This window comes from Chromatium okenii (assembly GCF_016583745.1).
Classification (GTDB): domain Bacteria; phylum Pseudomonadota; class Gammaproteobacteria; order Chromatiales; family Chromatiaceae; genus Chromatium; species Chromatium okenii.
This window is the reverse complement of sequence record NZ_NRRQ01000042.1, coordinates 1-18,370: the sequence shown is the minus strand read 5'-3', so window position 1 is coordinate 18,370 and position 18,370 is coordinate 1. Positions and strand designations below refer to the sequence as shown.

Sequence of the window (18,370 nt, the reverse complement as noted above, 5' to 3'; positions counted from 1 at the left end):
CGGAGTAGCGATTAAAAACTGAATGTAATCTTGTTCGGTACATTTTGCAGCGTTCATCTTTGTATAGCCAAGCCAGAATAAATTGATTGCGGCACAACAGTAGGATTGAAGGTGCTGCGCCGATTTTAACAATCATTTTGTGGTGGATCGACTATATTCTAAAGCTATTTTTGGTCAACTGCGTAACTCCTAGCGATTATTTCGAGAATGCGACCCAACGCAAACAGTATTGTTTTTAGATGAAGTGGACAGTTTTTTGAGCGACCGGCAGCAAGCGCACCGTAATTGGGAACGGATGCAAGTCAACGAGTTATTGCAGCAAATGGAGCGGTATCCGGGCATTTTCATTGCTGCGACCAACTTAATGAGCGGAATTGATGCGGCGGCGCTGCGGCGGTTTGATTTCAAGCTAAATTTTCAAGCATTGACGCTGGCGCAGCGAGTAGCGTTATTTGCCCGCGAAGTCTTCGGCGATGCGCAAAGCGTGGTTTCGCCGCTATTGATGCGACATTTAGAACAACTCAATCAGTTAACGCCCGGTGATTTTGCCAACGTGTGCCGCCAGCGGCAATTATTGAGCGATGAATTCACTCCGGAGCAATTCTTGCGAAAATTGGCGGCGGAATGTCGCTTAAAACAGGGTGATAATCGGCAGGTGACTTAAAAACTGAACAGATGACTGGTCACGCTGCGTTAATGGCGTGATCTGTCATCATTGGTTTTTTCAATACTCAATTTAATTGGCATCACTCACAATGCACAATATAGAAATTGCTTTTACGCAACATCGGGGACGAATTGCCCGCAGCCAGCAAGACGCTTTATTGGTGGCGCAGGATATTGTGCAATCTGTCAATGCGCCGATAACGCATTGTGTTGTGAGTCAATCCGAAGGGTTATGTGCCGTTGCCGACGGAGTAGCAATTAGCCCGACGCCGCATTTAGCAAGTCGGGCGGTTCTGAAATCTCTGCGCATTGCCTGCCAAACGCACCCAGAATTATTACAAGAGGGTTGGATTGCGCCACGCCTTATTCGTCGTTTTATTTACGCTGATTTATGCCACAAACTTGCTGGCAATTCGCGCACACACGGCGCAGCGACTACCTTAGCTTTATTGCAATGGCGCGATGCCCGTTTTAGCGTGGTGAATGTCGGTGATTCGCGGGTATACCACGTTAATTCGGAGGGCGTTTGGCAGTGTTTATCGAAAGATCACACCTATCGTCAATCCATGATTGAACGCGGCGAAATTAGCGCAGATCAATCAGTCGGTCAGCTTTATAACGATTTAGAACACATGTTGATTGCCGATGAAGCGGAAGAATGTTTTGCTGTGCATTGGCAGCAAGGGAATTGGGCTGCGGGAGAAACTTTTATACTATGCACCGATGGCGTCCATGACACTCTCGGCGATGCGCAATTGGCGGCACTTTATGATGTCGCATTGCCGGTGAATGAGCAGGTTAGTCGTTATCGAGATGCGGTTTTAACCGCTGGAGCGCCGGATAATTTTTCGTTGATTTTGTTGCGGAGATAGGGTGATAATGATTGCACTCAAGGGAGGGCTGATTAAGTGTCTTGACAGGCACTAAAATTCAGCACTTTATCCATCTACTTTTTAGGAACTGAAGCCATGACCAAAACGAACGATTTAGAAACCTTTCAGAATTGTGTTGAATTCAATGCGCTGTGTTCATATTCACATCAATTTGATCTTTTCAAAGTAATGGGCGTTAGAGGTAAAGAATTTGTTTATTCCAACATTCTTGCCAGTCTTTTGAACAAAAAAGAGCCGCACGGTTTAGGTGACAGCTTTATCAATGCAGTTATGGAGCATCTGCGCACCGTTGATCCTTGCAATGGAACAAGAATTCAATGTGCCGTTTTTCAATCTGCTTTTGGAAAAGACGCAAAAATATCACGCGAACTTAACTACATAGACATCGTGATCGATTTTCCTAGCATTAAACTGGTCATTGCTATCGAAAATAAAATCTGGGCAGGAGAACAGCCTGCTCAGATCAAAAGGTATCAAGAGACATTGAAGAAAAAATACCCAACATACAATCAATGTCTTATATTTTTGACACCTTCGGGACGGAATCCAGACACCATTGATAATACTTCTTCGGTTCCAGTTTACTGTGTATCTTACACAGTGATCATTGATTTACTGAAAAATTGTTTGCTTTGCTCAACTGTTGACAGGAAATCAGACGCATCTGTTTTTATCAAGCAATTTATTAAGCATTTGGAGGTTTTCGTGTGCGGCGGAAATAGTGAGATTCAAGAACTTTGCTACAAGATTTTTTCAGAAAATGAGGCGGCGTATAAGTATATTGTCAACTCATACACACACTGCGTTTCCAGAAAAATAGAAGATTTGTTTTTTCAGTCGCCGAGCGCATGTTCACAAGGCGCAGTAACAAACCCCACCGTGACGAACAAAATCATCTCAATTGAGGAACGTGCAAAACAAGAGGGCTTTCAAGTAATAGATAAAAAATGTGAGTGCGTTCCAAAAACACCCGATATTGTGAGATGCAGTATTGATTTGAAATGTCCTGAGTGGCCTGATGGTCTTGGAATCAAGATATACAAGTATGGCTGGTTTGGTGTATTCCCTTATGTTAAAAAGGGCAGCACCTTTTTTAACTCAGATTTAAAATCAGTTGACTGGGTAAAAGGAGAAGAAGACTTATATTACGCTTTGCCTATTAACAAGCACGAAGATCGCTGCATTTTAGACCCTGGAAATGATATTGGTGAGGAACACATCGAAGAAGCTATTACGAGGGCAAAGGAATACGCTGAGGAGATTAACAAAATACTCGGAGCAATGTCGTGTTCAGTATCTCCTGTTATTACTGCTTCAATAACCGACGACCTCATTGTTGCAGCAGAATCGGTCAACATATAGCAGCATGTTTATAACCCAATTCTGATGCGGTTTTGATTTTGGTGTACGTTGAATGCACCAAAATCATTACTTGTTAGGCAATCACAACTTAGCAAGCAATTCGGGCAACACCTCATCTGCTGGTCCTAGATATTGCTCTTTGAATGCCGGATTGGGCTGCGCCATAGGTTCAAGATTAACGAGAATGGTTCTGGCTCCAGCGTATTCAGCGCCCCTGACATAATTTGCTGCTGGTGTAACAAGACCAGAAGTACCTACCGCAATGAATAGATCGCAGTCACGCAGGGCGCGTTTAACAGTCCAACTTGGTAAGACGGGTATTTCTTCACCGAAGAGCACCACATTAGGGCGAAGTACCGAGCCGCACTTGGGGCATATTGGCACTTTGTTGAGGTGACTTTGTTCGTCACGGTAAAGTTCGAGGTCGCAAGATGCGTTGCTGCACCGTGTGAACATGACGTTCCCGTGAATTTCGACGACATTCTTGCTGCCTGCGCACTGGTGCAGCCCATCAACATTCTGTGTCACAAGAAGAAATTCTTGGTGCGGGGCAAGCGCCGCTTCCCATTCAGCCAGCGCCAAATGTGCCGCATTGGGTTTTGCCGCAAGAATTAGCTCTCTTCTGCCACCGAATAGACGCCATGTTTCTTCGGGTCGATTAGCCAGTGCTTCGGCGTGACCAAACTTTGCCACTTCATATTCTTCCCAAACTCCATTAGGTCCTCGATAGGTGCGAAGACCAGAACCTGCTGAGACGCCAGCACCAGTGAGAATGACTATTCGTGAGTACCGTGATTTATTGAAAAGCATGTTTTGTCGCATCCAGTAAATTGATTCTGTAATGAAATATCGCTATTCCATCAGCGCCACTGATTTAACCTACACCCAAATCTGCTGCCGGCGCAATACCGATTGTGGTGACTACAAACACGCGTTAAACCTAATAAACACTTGTGGTAGTGCTTTGATCAATAGGATAAAATAGGTTTTTATCGTTTTAAAATGATCTTTCGATGCCAAAACTTTATGAATACTTTGGACTTGTTGTACTGTTTTATGCTAACGAACACGCGCCAGTGCATGTGCATGGCAAATGCCAAGGACGAGAATCACGCGCAGAATTGATTATTATAAATGGAGTGGTCACGAAGATTCGCTATACAACCGTAGCAGGTCGCGTACCACTGGAACCGAATGAACTACGTTTTTTTGATGAAATTGTTTCAGCGCGGGCGGATGATATTATTGCGAAGTGGATCGATTTTTTTGTCATGCACAAACCAATCAAGTCAGAAATAATTACTCGGAGGCTCAAATGAGTACCCAAATCATTAACATCGTGTCTGCGGTAGAAATGAGCAATTATCGTGTCGATTTAACTTTCGATGACGGAACTCAACAATGCGTTGATTTCAAACCATTTTTAACCAATTCCTTGCATCCTGATATTCGCGCTTATCTTGATCCTCAATGGTTTTCTACTTTTCGTATTGAATATGGTGAATTGATTTGGGGTGATTATGATCTTTGCTTTCCAATGATGGATTTATACTGCAATCAGATAGAAAAACCAGCAACATTTGAAACGGCGGCATAGTGGGTTAATTAACGAACCAGAGGCAGCACTATCATCAGTAGTTTTACAGATTTTTATCTTTACTGATGGAGTACTGCTAGGAATTTCTAATCTATTTGTTATTCCATCAGCGCCACCGATTTAACCTGCACCCAAATCTGCTGCCCCAGCGCGATGCCGAGCGCCGCCGCCGACCGTTTGGTCACTCGCGCCAGCAACACCGCTTCACCAATTTGCACCCGCACCAGTGCCAACCCCGGATGCTCATCATCAGCAATCGCATCGACCTTGCCAGATAACAGATTGAGAATGCTCGTATTTTCTTGATGTTTGGTCGCCAAACTGACATCCCGCGCCAGCACCCGCACCCGCACATGCTGCCCCAGCGCCAGCCCTCGGTCGCGGCTCCAAAGACTGCCGCCCGCAAAATCCACCCGCGCTAATTGCCACTGCGCATCGCGTTCGGCGACGGTCGCATCAAGCACCACGCCCGCGTCTTCACCGAGGCGAATCGGCACATCCAGCCGCGCCAGCGTTTCCATCAACGCCCCACTTGCCTGCACCAGCCCGCCGTCCATGACCACCAAATGATCGGCTAATCGCGCCACTTCATCCGGCGCATGGCTGACGTAAAGCACTGGAATTTCAAGCAAATCGTGCAGCCGTTCGAGATACGGCAGGATTTCTTGTTTGCGTTTGAGATCGAGCGCCGCGAGCGGTTCATCCATCAATAAAATGCGCGGATTCACCGCCAGCGCCCGCGCAATCCCGACGCGCTGGCGCTCGCCGCCCGACAGCCGCTCCGGTTTCCGCGCCAACAGATGACCGATGCCGAGCAGTTCGACCGCTTGCTCCAGACTGCGCCGCTCGGCTGCCGCGATCCGTTTCAGCCCGTAGCGCAGATTGCCCAAGACGGTCAGATGCGGAAATAAACTCGCTTCTTGAAAAACATAACCCAGCGGCCGGCGATAAGTCGGCACCCACGTTGTCGCGTCCTGCCAAATCTCGCCTTTGAATGATAAGAAACCGCGGGGCGCGTGTTCTAAACCGGCGATGCAGCGCAGCAACGTGGTTTTGCCAGAACCAGAATGACCGAATAGCGCGGTAACGCCACGTCCGGGTAAATTGAGATCAACATCCAATTGAAAGCCCGGCCAATTGAGTTGAAAGCGAGCAGCGATAGTATCCATTGATTTAAGTTTCCTTGCGCCCGCGATGTTGCCAAACATAAAGCGCCAACAAAACTGCAAAAGAAAATGCCACCATCACCGCTGATAAACGATGCGCGTCGGCATATTCCATTGCTTCAACATGATCGTAAATCTGCACCGATACGACGCGAGTTAAATCAGGAATATTGCCGCCAATCATTAACACCACGCCGAATTCACCAACGGTGTGGGCAAAGGTGAGAATCCCCGCCGTTAAAAAGCCCGGCGCTGCCAGCGGTAATACGACCGTGAAAAAAGTATCCAATGGTGAAGCGCGAAGTGTTGCAGCGACTTCCAGCGGACGGGTGCCAATCGTTTCAAAAGCGTTTTGCACCGGCTGCACCATAAATGGAAATGAATAAAACACTGAAGCGATGACTAAACCCCAAAAGGTAAACGGCAGCAAACCGATGCCGAGCGCCTGCGTGAATTGTCCCACCGGCCCGCTCGGCCCCATTGCTAATAACAGATAAAAGCCCAGCACCGACGGCGGTAATACCAGCGGCAATGCAACCACTGCGCTAATCGGGCCTTTCCAGCGCGATGACGTTTGTGCCAACCACCACGCCACTGGCGTTCCCACGACGAATAAAATCGCCGTTACAATTCCGGCTAAACGCAACGTCAGCCAGATCGCTTGTAAATCGTCGCTACTGAGCCACATCGCGTTATTTCAGGTCATATCCAAAGCTGTGAATAATTGCTTGCGCCGTCTCACCTTTGAGATAAGTCATCAGCGCCGCAACTGCCGGTTTTTCTTTACCTGCATTCAAAATCACTGCATCTTGGAGAATCGGCGGATATAACTGCGCCGGAATTAACCACATCGAACCGTGCGTTAATTTGCTATCTTTCTGCACCTGCGCCAGCGCGATAAAACCGAGTTCCGCATTGCCCGTTTCTACGAATTGAAAGGTTTGCGCGATGTTCTCTCCGGTCACGAATTTGGGCTGCACTGCATCCAATAATCCCTGTTGTTTTAATACCGCCAGCGCTGCCGCGCCATAAGGCGCAGCTTTGGGATTCGCAATTGCAACCTTTTGAAAATCGCCCGTCGTCAATACCTTGCCCTGCGCGTCCACAAAACCCGCTTTCGCTGACCACAACACCAATTTGCCAATCGCGTAGGTGAATTGCGAATCAGCAACCGCATTGCCTTCTTTAATTAACTTCGCGGGCGTGCTGTCATCTGCCGCCAATAAAATCTCAAACGGTGCGCCGTTTTGAATTTGCGCATAAAACTTGCCGGTTGCGCCGTAAGCCGCTTTGATCTGATGACCGGTTTCTTTGGTAAATGCCGCTGCGATTTCTTTCATCGGCGCAGTAAAATTAGCAGCCACTGCAACTTGAATCTCATCGGCGTGCGCGACCACGCTGGCACTGAGCAGCGCCAGCGTTAGCAAAAAATAACGAATTGGGTTCATAAAAATACTCCGGCTGGTGCTCAGGATTTAGTGGCCACAATGATCTGCGACGCTTTAATCAATGCGCAGGCACGAACGCCGGGCGCAAGTCCCAAGCTATTCAAACTGTCAAGCGTGATTGATGCGGTGATTTCTGGACCAGCGTCGGACGCGATGATGACGATGGCATTCACTGCGCCGGGTTCGCAGCGTGATACCGTGCCCCAAATTTGATTACGGGCGCTGGTTTTAATCGTTGAATCGGTGAGCACGATAACGGACGGCGCTTTAATGAGCGCGTAGGCGGCGCGGCCGGTCGCTAATCCTAAATGGGCGACGCTATGGTTGGTAATCATCGCGGTTAATTCGAGACCGTTGACATCGAGAATAATCTCGGAATTCACTGCGCCTTGATCGACGGATTTAACGGTGCCAAGGAATTGATTGCGGGCACTAGTAAGCATGAGCTGATGATCCTGTGAAAGTTGAATGAAATCCCGCCGTCTTTGTTTGTTAATTTGCACAAAAGCGGCGGTTCCACTGTTGACTATACAACGATTAGCCTCGCTGAAAAAGCATGGATTATGCCAAGCAAGCGTTATGGCGTAAGGCTTGCGGGGCAAAGTAGCGGGGGAAAATACGGGGCGTTATCTGCACTAAAACATAGCGCAGCGCGTTAAAATGGTGCGCTGCGGCAGCCGAGATCGGCGCTAACTGTCCACGCCGATAATGATGCTGGCGGCAGAAAAGACCGCACACGCTCTGCTGCCTTCGCGCAAACCAAACTGTTCGAGCTGCGCCAGCGGCAATAATCCGCGCAGCGTCACTTCAGAAGGCAGCGCGATGACCACTTCGGCGGTGGTATCGCCACGAGTGAGACGCTGCACCACGCCGCACAGTTGATTGATTCCGGCGCTGGCGTGGGGATCAGGCGCAATCACGATCTGCACCGCGACCGCTTTCAGCAATGCCCAGACTGCTCGCCCCGGTCGCAAGCGCAGCGTTTCCACGCTTTCATTGGTCACGCCAGCGACGATCCGCGCTCCGCCCGATATTTCCAGCACCACTTCGGCGTCAACCGTCCGCAGCGTCACTTCCACCACTTTGGCCAACAATTGATTCCGCGCACTGGTGCGCAGTGCCAAGTGCCGCACCAGCGTCAACGCTGCGGTTGAATCGCCCAGCCGCGCATTCATTCCTTCGAGAAACTGGGCATATTCCGCTGCGATGGTGCGATAAGCGGCGATCAAGCGTTCACCTTCCGGCGTCAGCCGCGCCCCGCCGCCGCCGCGTCCACCGGTAGCGGTCGTGACCACCGGCGCGGGAGCGACGTTATTCATGCTGTCCACCGCGTCCCACGCGCATTTGTAGCTGATTTTTAAGGCTTTTGCGGCTTGGGTAATCGAACCAGACACGGCGATCTGTTCTAACAGCGCGATCCGCTCCTCCCCCAGCGGAGTGTTGTCATTGCCGTTGAGCCAAAATTGACCGCCGATATTGAGCGAGGTGGACATGGCAATAAACCCTCATAAATCAAACAGTTGATAATGTTCACACTCCAGCCGCTCGCGCCCGTTAAATAGTGCGCGGGGAATTGCGACTGCGTTCCAACGTCCGCAGCGTGAACGCCAAGATAATGATGAACAAGATGGCGGCGAGATTTGCCAGCGACAGACCGAAGATGACCAGCTCGCGGTCTTCACAAAAACCGGTCGCTAAAAACAGCGTTGGCAGTCGCTCGCCGAGCCATTCCACCGTCTGCTCAATCCAGCTCAACTCGCTGCTGACGCAAGACACCGTGTCTGGTGGTTGCCATTGCAGCCAGCTTTGATAACTGGCGACGGCGCTGCCGGCGGCGCTCAAAATGACGATCACGCCGCCGAGCAGATATTCGCCGAGGCGCTGCGGGGTGGTGAACACAGCGGCGGTTGCTGTCAGCGCCAGCAGCAGAAATAACGTCCGCTGCACGATGCACAGATGACAGGGATCAAGCGCCAACAGCGGAGTCAAAATCAGGCTGGAGAGGGCGACGCTGGCGCTGAGAATGGCGACCAGTGCCCAACTGCGGCGCGATGTGAGTGTTAGCCTCATAGCGCGGGCGCTCCCAAGGTGAAGCCGGCGGTGACGGGCACGCGCAGATAAAATAAATTGAGGTTGTGCGCGGCGAGTTGAGCGATAAATCGCTCCGCGTCCGCTTCACTGATGACAAAACCAACTTCCACTGGCACATCTCCCGCTAGTTCAAAAAAATGTTCATCATGCAAACGTCCGTGACGTCCAAATCCGGCTAAAGCGCGAAATGCCGAGCCGCCATGAAAGCCGCTGCGCTGCGCTTCATCCAATAACCATTCATACAGCAATTGATGTTGATAACGGCGATTTTCGGCGACATAAAATTTCAAAAAGCAATCTGGCATTTTTTACTCCATTTTTTGTTGAGTTGATGTTTTTTGAGTGGTTATTTTTTAATATGAACATTAAACAGATTGACAAACAAAAATAACCTTTTCAGTGTTTTTACTGACAACTCAAAAAACTGAAAACTAAAATCACCGCCGCTACGAATGACTAATAATGAGACCGCGCAGATGACACCACTGCAAGTGATTGAAGACACCACCACGCGTCCATGCGGGTTAATTGCCACGCTGTTAGACGCCACGCCCGATCTCGTGTTTTTCAAAGACCTCACTGGCGTTTATCTCGGCTGTAATCCGATGTTTGCCAGCTTCGTCGGGCGCGAGCGCGGCGATATTCTCGGTAAAACCGATTTTGATTTGTTCGATGCAGCGGTCGCAACGGAATTTCGCACCTTTGATCAGCAAATGTTAGCCGTACTGGAACCGCGCCGAAATGAAGAGTGGTGTACTTTTCCCGATGGGCGGCGGGCGCTATTTGACACGCTGAAAACGCCCTATTGGAACGCCGCTGGCGAGCTTGCCGGTCTGCTCGGCATCAGCCGCGATATTACCGACCGTTGGCGGGCAGAAACGCAATTGCGCGACAACGAAGCCAATTTTCGGGCTTTTTTCGAGAGCATGGATGAACTCGTTTTTGTCGCCACCCCAACCGGCAGCATCCGTTATGTCAATCAAGCTGTCACCCGCAAACTCGGATATGACGCCGAAGAATTATTGGGCACCTCGCTGCTTGAATTGCATCCCGCCGAGCGCCGTCGTGAGGCGCAGCGCAATCTGGGTCAATTATTGACCGGGCGACGTGACAGTTGCCCGCTGCCGCTGGTGGCAAAAAATGGGCAATTGCTGGCGATGGATAATCGCGCTTGGCGCGGGCAATGGAGCGGTGACGCCTGCATTTTTGGGATCAGCAAAGATTTAACGCTGGAACAGGAAACGCAGCAGGCATTGATGCGCGAGCAGCAGCGACTCGCCGGTATCATTTTGGGTATTCATGTCGGCACTTGGGAATGGAACGTGCGCACCGGCGAGGTGATTTTGAATGAATTGTGGGCAGAATTAATTGGCTACAGCCTTGCCGATCTTGAACCAATTAGTATCGACACTTGGGAACGTTTTACGCATCCTGATGATTTACATCGCAGCCGTGAACAATTAGCGCAGCATTTTCGTGGTGAGCGCGTTGATTATGAATGTGAAGTGCGGATGCGCCACCACGACGGGCATTGGGTATGGATTTTAGATCGCGGGCGCGTGATTGATTGGACGCCCGCCCGTGAACCAATTTGGATGCTCGGCACCCATCAAGATATTACCGAGCGCAAACACGCAGAATTATTGCTGCGTGATAAAAGTGAGGAATTAGATCGTTATTTTTCTTCCAGTTTAGATTTGCTTTGCATCGCTAACACCAACGGGCAATTCCTGCGGTTAAATCCCGAATGGGAGCGCGTGTTGGGCTATTCAATTGCTGAATTAGAAGGACTCTTTTTTCTTGAATTGGTACATCCCGAAGATCACGAGCATACTGCGGAAATGATCGCTGTTTTAGCGACACAAACTGAAGTGTTTTCATTTGAAAATCGTTATCGCTGTAAAGAGGGTTCTTATCGCTGGATTGAATGGCGGGCGAAACCATTTGGTGAGCGCATTTATGCAGTGGCGCGAGATGTGACTGATCGCCGTCTCGCTAAAGAAGCCTTGTTAGAATCCAATTTAGAATTACAAGCTGCACAAGAACGGGCACACGCGCTGGCGCTGCAAGCGCAGACTGCAAATGCTGCTAAAAGTGAATTTCTCGCCAATATGAGCCACGAAATTCGCACGCCGATGAATGGCGTGATTGGTATGACGGGTTTGCTGCTTGATACGGAATTGACGCCAGAACAACATCGTTATGCTGAAACGATTCGCGCCAGCGGCGAAGTCTTGCTGACGTTAATTAACGATATTCTCGATTTTTCTAAAATTGAAGCCGGTAAACTTGATTTAGAAGTGTTGGAATTTGATTTAACGGCGCTGCTGGATGAATTCGCTGCGAGTTTGGTGCCGCGAGCGCACGAAAAAGGTTTGGAATTGCTGTGCGCGGCCGCGCCCGCAGTGCCGACGCAATTGCGCGGTGATCCGGGACGGCTGCGGCAAATCCTCACCAATTTGACGGGGAACGCGATCAAATTCACGGCCAGCGGCGAGGTCGCAGTGGCGGTGACGGTGCTGGCGGAATCGGCGGAATCGGTGCAATTGCGCTTTGCGGTGCGCGATACCGGGATTGGCATTCCGGCGGATAAAATCGGGTTGTTATTTAATAAGTTTAGTCAGGTCGATGCGTCGGTGACGCGCAATTACGGCGGCACCGGGCTGGGGTTGGCGATCTCGCGCCAGTTGTCGGAATTGATGGGCGGCACGGTCGGCGTCGAGAGTACGGCGGGGCGCGGTTCGATGTTTTGGTTTACGGCGCAGTTGGCTAAACAACAGCCGGCGCGGGTGCCGCGACTGCCGGCGGCAGAATTGGCGGGCAGGCGGGTGTTGCTTGCGGATGACAACGCCACCAGCCGCGAGTGGTTGACGCAGCAGTTGCTGGCATGGGAACTGCGTCCGGTGGCGGTGGCGAGCGGGGCGGAGGCGCTGGAAGTGCTGGCGCTGGCGCTCGCAGCCGATGATCCGTTTCAGTTGGCGCTGGTGGATGCGCAAATGCCAACGATGAGCGGCGAGCAGTTGGGGCTGGCGGTGCGGGCGGAGACGCGGTTTCAGAGCACGCAGTTGGCGATTTTGCCGACGTTGCCGCGTCCGGGTGAGTTACAACGCTTTGAAGCCATTGGTTTTGCGGGCGTATTACCCAAGCCGGTGCGCCAGCAGGAGCTGTGGGAATTGTTGGTGACGCTGTTGCGACCGGTAGCGGGAGCGGCGGCAGCGGGCAAGTGGCGGCGACCAGCGGCGAGTGCGGCGACGACGACGGATCGGTTTGCGCACAGCTCGGCGCGGATTTTGGTGGCGGAAGACAATCCGGTGAATCAACAATTGGCGCTGGGAATTTTGAAGAAATTTGGGCTGCGAGCGGATGCGGTGGCGAATGGGGCGGAGGCGCTGCACGCGCTGGCGACGATTCCGTATGACTTGGTGCTGATGGATGTGCAGATGCCGGTGTTAGATGGGTTGGCGGCGGCGCGACAAATTCGTGATCCCGCGACCGTGATTCGCAATCACGCGGTGCCGATTATTGCGATGACTGCCAACGCGATGCAGGGTGATCGGGAGCAGTGTTTGGCGGCGGGGATGAATGATTATGTGTCGAAGCCGATGCGACCGCAGGCGTTGGCGGAGGCGCTGGCGCACTGGCTGCCGCCCCGTTGAGGTCAGCGCGGCGCGGCGGTGACGAATTTCGGCAGTCCCGAAGCGAGGAACCACGCGCTGCGAGTGCCGTCCCAGCGCCAGCGTTGTTGATCGACGAGTTGTTTGACCACTTGTTGATCGTCGTAGAGATAGTCAATCAGCACGGTTTGCACGGCAGTGGTGGCATCGTGAAGCCGCAACGGTTGCACCACGTCATAACCGGTTAAACGCAGACCTTGAAATCGTGCGGTTGAATTTTGATCGGGATGCGTGCCGGGCTGTAAAAAACTGGCTGCCATGTCGTAATAGCCCCACCGCAGCGCCGATTGATATTCATTGGTACGCGCTTGTAAATGATTGGCGCGTTTGTCTTGTTCAATGCTGCCGCATCCTGCCAATAATGCTGCCGTCAGCAGGGTGCTGATGTGAAGTGTGAAATGTTTGAACATGAATGGCGCTCCGAAAAAAAGCGTTGTTACCGCTCACTGACAACGCAAGCAATCGTTTATATTTTCAATAATCACTGCCGCATCACAATAAAGCATAAGATATTAAAAAATGAGCGTGGGTTTTTAAGCCTTGATAACGCGCTCAGTTTATTTTTAACTGATAACTGATAACTGACAACTAAACAATGACTGAAAATATAGAACCGCGCTGCGAACTAACGCTCGGCGAGCTGCATCTCACTGTGTTGGGCACCGCGCATGTCTCGCGCCTCAGCGCCGCGCAGGTGCAGCGAGAAATTCAAGAGGGCGCGTATGACGCTATCGCGGTGGAGCTGTGCCGCAGCCGCTTTCAGGCGTTAATTGATCCGCGTGGGCTGGCGCAGATGGATTTGTTTTCGGTGATCCGTCAAAACCGAGTGGCGATGGTAGTCGCTAATCTGGCGTTGGCGGCTTATCAGCAGCGCCTCGCCGATCAATTTGGGATTGAATCTGGAGCCGAGCAGCGGATGGCGGTGCGGTTGGCGAAGGAGCGCGGGTTGCCGACGCTGCTGATTGACCGCGAAATTGGGATCACGTTGAAACGATTGGCCGCCAATCTGAGCTGGTGGCGGCGCTATACGCTGTTTAGTGGGCTGTTGGCGGCGTTGGTGACGACCAATGACATCACTGAGGAGGCGGTGGAGCAGTTGAAAGCGGTCGATGTGTTGGAGATGACTTTTGCCGAATTCGCCAACAATCGGCACGATCTGTACGAGCCGTTGATTGTGGAGCGCGATCACTACATGGCGGCGAAGCTGCGGCGCGAGGCGACGCGGTTGGGGGTGAAACGGGTGCTGGTGGTGATTGGCGTTGGTCATCTGCACGGGATGACGACGGCGCTGACGCAGGACACCTTGCCGCCGGAGGCGACGCTGGCGCGATTGGAACAATTGCCTGCGCCGAGTCGCTGGCCGGCGCTGTTGGCGTGGGCGCTGCTGGTGCTGATTGTGGGCGGATTTGCGTGGGGTTTTGCCATCAGTCCGCAACTGGGCTGGGAGCTGATGAGCACTTGGATTTGGTTGACGGGCGGTTTGGCGGCACTCGGCGCAGCAGCCGGGCTGGCGCATCCGCTGACGATTGTGAGCGCCTTTCTCGCCGCACCACTGACGACGCTGCATCCGTTGATTGGTGTGGGAATGGTCACGAGCGCGGTGGAACTGCATTTGCGTCCGCCGACGGTGGGCGATTTTGGGCGGCTGCGCAGCGAAGTGGCGCAGTGGCGCGGCTGGTGGCGCAATCGCGTTGCCCGTGTGCTGATAATCTTTTTATTCAGCAACTTAGGCGCGGCGATTGGCACTTATAGCGCCGGGGCGCAGATTGTGAATAAGCTGTTCTAAATCACAGCGGCGGATTGTCAGCACTGGGCGCAGCAGCCAATGGTTGCGGCTCCAGCACTGCCACCGTCAGACGGTCGGGGATGAGATATTTTTGCGCAACTGCTTGAATTTGCGCCGGTGTGACTGCCGCGAGTTGCGCGACATACTGCTCGCCCAAGCGCCAATCTAAACCGACGGCAACCAAGCGTCCCAATTGCAGCGCCTGCGCAAAGAGCGCGTCTTGTTTATAAATTTCAGCGGCGATGACTTGGGTGCGTACCCGCGCCAATTCCGCATCGCTCACCAACTCGGTATGCAACCGCGCAATTTGAGCGCGTACCGCCTGTTCCACTTCCGCCACGCTGTGTCCGTTAGCGGGCACGGCATCAAATAACAACATGCCGGGCAGTCGTTCAAAGGCGTCATAACTCGCGCCCACGGAAGCGGCAAGTTGTTGACCGCGCACTAATTCACGCGCAAAGCGGGCGCTGCTGCCGCCATCCAGCACCGACGCCAGCATTTCCAGCGCGTAGGGTTCCCAAGCAGCGGCGGCGGTGCGCAGCACCGGCGTTTTATAGCCCATCAACACATACGGCTCCTTCGCGGGCGCTTTGACCAGCAGCCGTTTCTCGCCGCGTTGTTCCGGCTCCAGCGGCAACTTGGGCGGAGTGAGCACTTCCGCCTTGAGCGGACCGAAATGCGTGGTCGCCAGCGCCAACACCTGTTCTGGCGCAATATCACCTGCCACAACCAACGTTGCATTATTGGGCGCATACCATTGGCGATACCACTCGCGCAATTCATGTGCTTGCAATTGTTCCAAATCATTTGCCCAACCAATCACCGGATGGCGATATGGCGACACGTCATACGCAACGGCGGCGAAACGTTCATAAACCAACGCTTGCGGATCATCATCGGTGCGCATTCGCCGCTCTTCTTTAATCACCTCCATTTCTTTTGCAAATTCAGTTTGTCCCAGCGTTAATTGGCGCATCCGTTCCGCTTCTAATTCAAACGCAATCTCTAAACGATCATTGGCTAAATTTTCATAATAAGCGGTGTAATCATTACCAGTAAATGCGTTTTCTTCGCCGCCATGTTGCGCGATGATATGCGAGAATTCATTGGGCGCAAACCGCGTTGTGCCTTGAAACATCATGTGCTCTAACGCATGAGAGATGCCAGTAATTCCCTCGTGCTCATAACTGGAGCCGATGTGGTACCACAGTTGTGAAGTGAGAATTGGAGCACGATGATCGGGTTTCACTAAAATTTTTAAGCCATTAGCAAGCGTATATTCCACAACAGTTGTTGCTGCATTCAGCGGCAATGGCGATAAACACAACAGCAACATCAGCGCACGATATGACATATTATTCTCCAAAACAGTAAAGGCAAAAGTGATCAGTTTGGCGTGGTGCGAATAAACAAGCTACTCGCTCAATGTTACCACTATAGTTGTGCTGAGAAGCAACGGCAGCGCCCACACGACGATCAAGATGGTGATGTAGTGTGATGAATTCAACCGGCACTGAATAGTAAATACTGCAAAATCAAAACGTCGATTACACGATGCTGTTGCATAAAAAACCCGCTCACCAAGTGAATTGGGAACGGGTTTGTGATAACGCCGCATTTCGTATTAGCGTCAACAGAAACTCAGGCAATACAGAAACAACAACATTTAAGGTGCGACTATGCTCAAGGTAAAAGTGACTGCCGTTGGTGATTCTATGGGAATAGAACTTCCGCAAGAAGTGCTGAGTAAATTTAATGTTGGTAAAGATGATGCCTTGTATCTAGTTGAAAATGCCGAAGGATTTGTGCTTACACTTCACCAGCAAGATTTTGCATCCCAAATGGAAGCTGCCGAAAAGGTGTTAAAAAAATACAGCAATGCTTTTCAAGAGTTGGCTAAATGATAGCGCCGCGATGGGTATTAGATGAGGTTGTCGTTGTGAGAAATTAACCGCCAGTCATTTTAGTGAATCAGATTTAGCTAAATGGCTTGGTGATTCATCCCAGCCAATTCTTTAACACAAAAGAAAACCACCGATTCAATTAAGAAGAGGTGGTTTTAGATTGAAGACACTGAATAAGCATTGCGCGGTTTAGGTGGTTGATTACTACGCCACAGCATCGTTATTTAATTGGATTGACGCCGAGATCTTTGCAAATTTTCACCACAAGAACGTCTTTGATTTCGTTGTGTCGCGGTATAGATGAGCGTTTATTTTGATTAGGATTCCACCACCAAGAATGACTTCCTCCTTCCCGAAGAAGTTCGCAGCCTTGTGAGCGTAAATATCTCAAAATGGCACTGCGTTTCATACTGCGATTTTTTCTTCCATGTAGTTTGTTCCCGCAGCAGATAGCGCATCTTCTCGATTGAATTCGATTGCTTCCTTCAGGGTTATACGAAGAGAATCCAGCAAACCCTCGTGTGTCTTTTCTTGACAATTTACACCGGGCACTTCTTCTATCCAGCCAACCCAGCAATCATCTTCTTGTTTCACGACGGCAGTATAAACAGGGTTCATTATCTACCTCTTTTGGCTATATGCGCCCTAACGAAAAGGTTGAGCACGATACTCCAGAATAACCAACGCCGTCTGCGGGGGTTCATTTGTTAAACGGTGATTGCTGATTATGTTGGGTTGCTAAAAGCGGCAACCCAACCTACGCTGCTACCATTTGTGATAGTGTCGAAATGTGACCTGTCTAACGGCAACCATCAGCGGCGCGCGCCTTTGGCGCGTCCGCTGGATGGTTTTGTTAGTATACCTTTAGATCTGTAATTACGCACCCGGTTTTTTCCGCTTGCGAATGTATAAACCCCATATTAAATTTATCAAATTTCTTCTTACTCTTTGCTGGAACGACATCGAAAATGGTGCGTTCGTTAATATCTATGCGTGTTCCGCTCTTTGCATAGTGAGTGCATGTAATCTCAATGTCCTTTATTTGATATTCGCTGTTATTGGTAATGGTGAAATTGGCTTCCATTACATTACCGAAGCCTTCTTTACCCCAAGAAAAATCTAGCTCAACATTTTGCATGGCTATTTCTTTGGGTGAAGGTGTGCTAGTTGCTGTACTACTTGTGCCGGAGCCTAGGTTACCGGAAAAATAACCAACTGCCCAAAACACCACCAAAATAGTTACAAGCCATGTAACAATTGATGTTCTTTTTTTCTGAGGTGCTCCACATTTAGGACATTTTTCAGCTTTCTTGCTGATTTCTTCACCACACTCTTTACATTTTGTTAAAGCCATTTACTTCTCCTTTCTTTCGTTTGTTTTGTTGCCACTAACAAGACTTCGACCTCAAATCTGAGATAAAAGCCAACCTAGAAATTTGTTAAACTTGATGAAAACGCCTTATACTTACATCTGTATCTGATGTCAAGTATTTGTTTTTAAGGGATAACAGACTCTATGTTAGAAACAACCTCAATTTTAGGCGGCGTTTCGCAAACCATACAAAAGCATCGCTGGCTCGAATAAAACGCACTCGAATACTAATCCAAACCACGCACAAAGAAAACCCCCGCCTCAATAAAGAAGCGGAGGTTTTAGATTAAGACCCTGGCAGTAACCTACATTCACATGGGGAGACCCCACACTAGCATCGGCGAGTCACCGTTTCACGACTGAGTTCGGGATGGGATCAGGTGGTTCCAGTGATCTATGGCCGCCAGGGAA

The 18,370-nt window shown here is 50.6% G+C and carries 20 protein-coding genes, 1 rRNA gene and 1 pseudogene; 8 read left to right on the top strand and 14 right to left on the bottom strand.

Annotated elements, in window-relative coordinates; translation table 11 throughout:
* Positions 1-211: 211 nt before the first annotated feature.
* From CKO12_RS12570 to CKO12_RS12560, 3 genes and pseudogenes are all read left to right on the top strand, one after another.
* A pseudogene (locus tag CKO12_RS12570) lies at positions 212-664 on the top strand (AAA family ATPase); the annotation flags it as partial.
* A gap of 91 nt (positions 665-755) precedes the next feature.
* A complete protein-coding gene (locus tag CKO12_RS12565) occupies positions 756-1,538 on the top strand; it encodes a PP2C family protein-serine/threonine phosphatase (RefSeq protein ID WP_200155080.1) in 783 nt (260 codons plus the stop codon).
* Between the two features lie 96 nt (positions 1,539-1,634).
* Positions 1,635-2,921, top strand: coding sequence for a PDDEXK-like family protein (locus CKO12_RS12560; protein WP_200155079.1), 1,287 nt, complete (start codon positions 1,635-1,637; stop codon positions 2,919-2,921).
* An 81-nt stretch (positions 2,922-3,002) separates the two neighbouring features.
* Here CKO12_RS12560 and CKO12_RS12555 read toward each other — a convergent pair whose 3' ends face one another.
* Positions 3,003-3,743 (bottom strand): SIR2 family NAD-dependent protein deacylase, encoded by a 741-nt coding sequence (locus CKO12_RS12555; protein ID WP_200155078.1) that lies wholly within the window; start codon positions 3,741-3,743, stop codon positions 3,003-3,005.
* 191 nt (positions 3,744-3,934) lie between these two features.
* Here CKO12_RS12555 and CKO12_RS12550 point away from each other — a divergent pair, with 191 nt between their 5' ends.
* Positions 3,935-4,240: a DUF4160 domain-containing protein gene (locus CKO12_RS12550; RefSeq protein WP_200155077.1), complete on the top strand. Its 306-nt coding sequence runs from the start codon at positions 3,935-3,937 to the stop codon at positions 4,238-4,240.
* Positions 4,237-4,518 (top strand): DUF2442 domain-containing protein, encoded by a 282-nt coding sequence (locus tag CKO12_RS12545; protein WP_200155076.1) that lies wholly within the window; start codon positions 4,237-4,239, stop codon positions 4,516-4,518. The genes CKO12_RS12550 and CKO12_RS12545 overlap by 4 nt, the downstream gene beginning before the upstream one ends.
* 98 nt (positions 4,519-4,616) lie before the next feature.
* Here the strand turns inward: CKO12_RS12545 and modC are convergent, their stop codons facing one another.
* From modC to CKO12_RS12510, 7 genes are all read right to left on the bottom strand, one after another.
* Entirely contained in the window at positions 4,617-5,687 is a 1,071-nt protein-coding gene (modC, locus tag CKO12_RS12540) for a molybdenum ABC transporter ATP-binding protein (RefSeq protein ID WP_200155075.1), read from the bottom strand.
* Positions 5,688-5,691: 4 nt separating this feature from the next.
* A complete protein-coding gene (modB, locus tag CKO12_RS12535; RefSeq protein WP_200155074.1) occupies positions 5,692-6,372 on the bottom strand; it encodes a molybdate ABC transporter permease subunit in 681 nt (226 codons plus the stop codon).
* A 4-nt stretch (positions 6,373-6,376) separates the two neighbouring features.
* Positions 6,377-7,132: a molybdate ABC transporter substrate-binding protein gene (modA, locus tag CKO12_RS12530; RefSeq protein WP_200155073.1), complete on the bottom strand. Its 756-nt coding sequence runs from the start codon at positions 7,130-7,132 to the stop codon at positions 6,377-6,379.
* A gap of 20 nt (positions 7,133-7,152) precedes the next feature.
* The gene (locus CKO12_RS12525; RefSeq protein ID WP_200155072.1) at positions 7,153-7,575 is read right to left on the bottom strand and encodes a TOBE domain-containing protein; all 423 of its coding nucleotides are present in this window, start codon (positions 7,573-7,575) and stop codon (positions 7,153-7,155) included.
* Positions 7,576-7,821: 246 nt separating this feature from the next.
* Positions 7,822-8,625 (bottom strand): TOBE domain-containing protein, encoded by an 804-nt coding sequence (locus tag CKO12_RS12520; protein WP_200155071.1) that lies wholly within the window; start codon positions 8,623-8,625, stop codon positions 7,822-7,824.
* A 61-nt stretch (positions 8,626-8,686) separates the two neighbouring features.
* On the bottom strand, positions 8,687-9,202 hold the full coding sequence (locus CKO12_RS12515; RefSeq protein WP_200155070.1) for a disulfide bond formation protein B: 516 nt from the start codon (positions 9,200-9,202) through the stop codon (positions 8,687-8,689).
* On the bottom strand, positions 9,199-9,528 hold the full coding sequence (locus CKO12_RS12510) for a DUF190 domain-containing protein (RefSeq protein WP_200155069.1): 330 nt from the start codon (positions 9,526-9,528) through the stop codon (positions 9,199-9,201). Before CKO12_RS12510 ends, CKO12_RS12515 begins: the two co-directional genes overlap by 4 nt.
* A gap of 147 nt (positions 9,529-9,675) precedes the next feature.
* Between CKO12_RS12510 and CKO12_RS12505 the strand changes: the two genes are divergently transcribed.
* The gene (locus tag CKO12_RS12505) at positions 9,676-12,879 is read left to right on the top strand and encodes a PAS domain-containing hybrid sensor histidine kinase/response regulator (RefSeq protein ID WP_200155068.1); all 3,204 of its coding nucleotides are present in this window, start codon (positions 9,676-9,678) and stop codon (positions 12,877-12,879) included.
* A 2-nt stretch (positions 12,880-12,881) separates the two neighbouring features.
* Here the strand turns inward: CKO12_RS12505 and CKO12_RS12500 are convergent, their stop codons facing one another.
* Positions 12,882-13,307 carry a hypothetical protein gene (locus tag CKO12_RS12500; protein WP_200155067.1) on the bottom strand — a complete coding sequence of 142 codons (426 nt, stop codon included), beginning with the start codon at positions 13,305-13,307 and terminating at the stop codon, positions 12,882-12,884.
* A 185-nt stretch (positions 13,308-13,492) separates the two neighbouring features.
* Between CKO12_RS12500 and CKO12_RS12495 the strand changes: the two genes are divergently transcribed.
* Positions 13,493-14,683 (top strand): TraB/GumN family protein, encoded by a 1,191-nt coding sequence (locus CKO12_RS12495; protein ID WP_200155066.1) that lies wholly within the window; start codon positions 13,493-13,495, stop codon positions 14,681-14,683.
* Between the two features lies 1 nt (position 14,684).
* On the opposite strand, the gene CKO12_RS12490 is transcribed toward CKO12_RS12495, so the two are convergent.
* Positions 14,685-16,037, bottom strand: a complete 1,353-nt coding sequence (locus tag CKO12_RS12490; RefSeq protein ID WP_200155065.1) for a M16 family metallopeptidase — start codon at positions 16,035-16,037, stop codon at positions 14,685-14,687.
* Between the two features lie 325 nt (positions 16,038-16,362).
* Here CKO12_RS12490 and CKO12_RS12485 point away from each other — a divergent pair, with 325 nt between their 5' ends.
* The gene (locus tag CKO12_RS12485; protein WP_200155064.1) at positions 16,363-16,587 is read left to right on the top strand and encodes an AbrB/MazE/SpoVT family DNA-binding domain-containing protein; all 225 of its coding nucleotides are present in this window, start codon (positions 16,363-16,365) and stop codon (positions 16,585-16,587) included.
* Between the two features lie 220 nt (positions 16,588-16,807).
* Here CKO12_RS12485 and CKO12_RS12480 read toward each other — a convergent pair whose 3' ends face one another.
* The 4 genes from CKO12_RS12480 to rrf form a co-directional block, all read right to left on the bottom strand.
* Positions 16,808-16,996, bottom strand: a complete 189-nt coding sequence (locus CKO12_RS12480) for a type II toxin-antitoxin system HicA family toxin (RefSeq protein ID WP_200155063.1) — start codon at positions 16,994-16,996, stop codon at positions 16,808-16,810.
* Positions 16,993-17,205: a type II toxin-antitoxin system HicB family antitoxin gene (locus CKO12_RS12475; protein ID WP_200155062.1), complete on the bottom strand. Its 213-nt coding sequence runs from the start codon at positions 17,203-17,205 to the stop codon at positions 16,993-16,995. The genes CKO12_RS12480 and CKO12_RS12475 overlap by 4 nt, the downstream gene beginning before the upstream one ends.
* Before the next feature lie 235 nt (positions 17,206-17,440).
* On the bottom strand, positions 17,441-17,941 hold the full coding sequence (locus CKO12_RS12470) for a zinc ribbon domain-containing protein (protein ID WP_200155061.1): 501 nt from the start codon (positions 17,939-17,941) through the stop codon (positions 17,441-17,443).
* Positions 17,942-18,251: 310 nt separating this feature from the next.
* Positions 18,252-18,367 (bottom strand): 5S ribosomal RNA (gene rrf / locus CKO12_RS12465).
* Between the last annotated feature and the right edge of the window lie 3 nt (positions 18,368-18,370).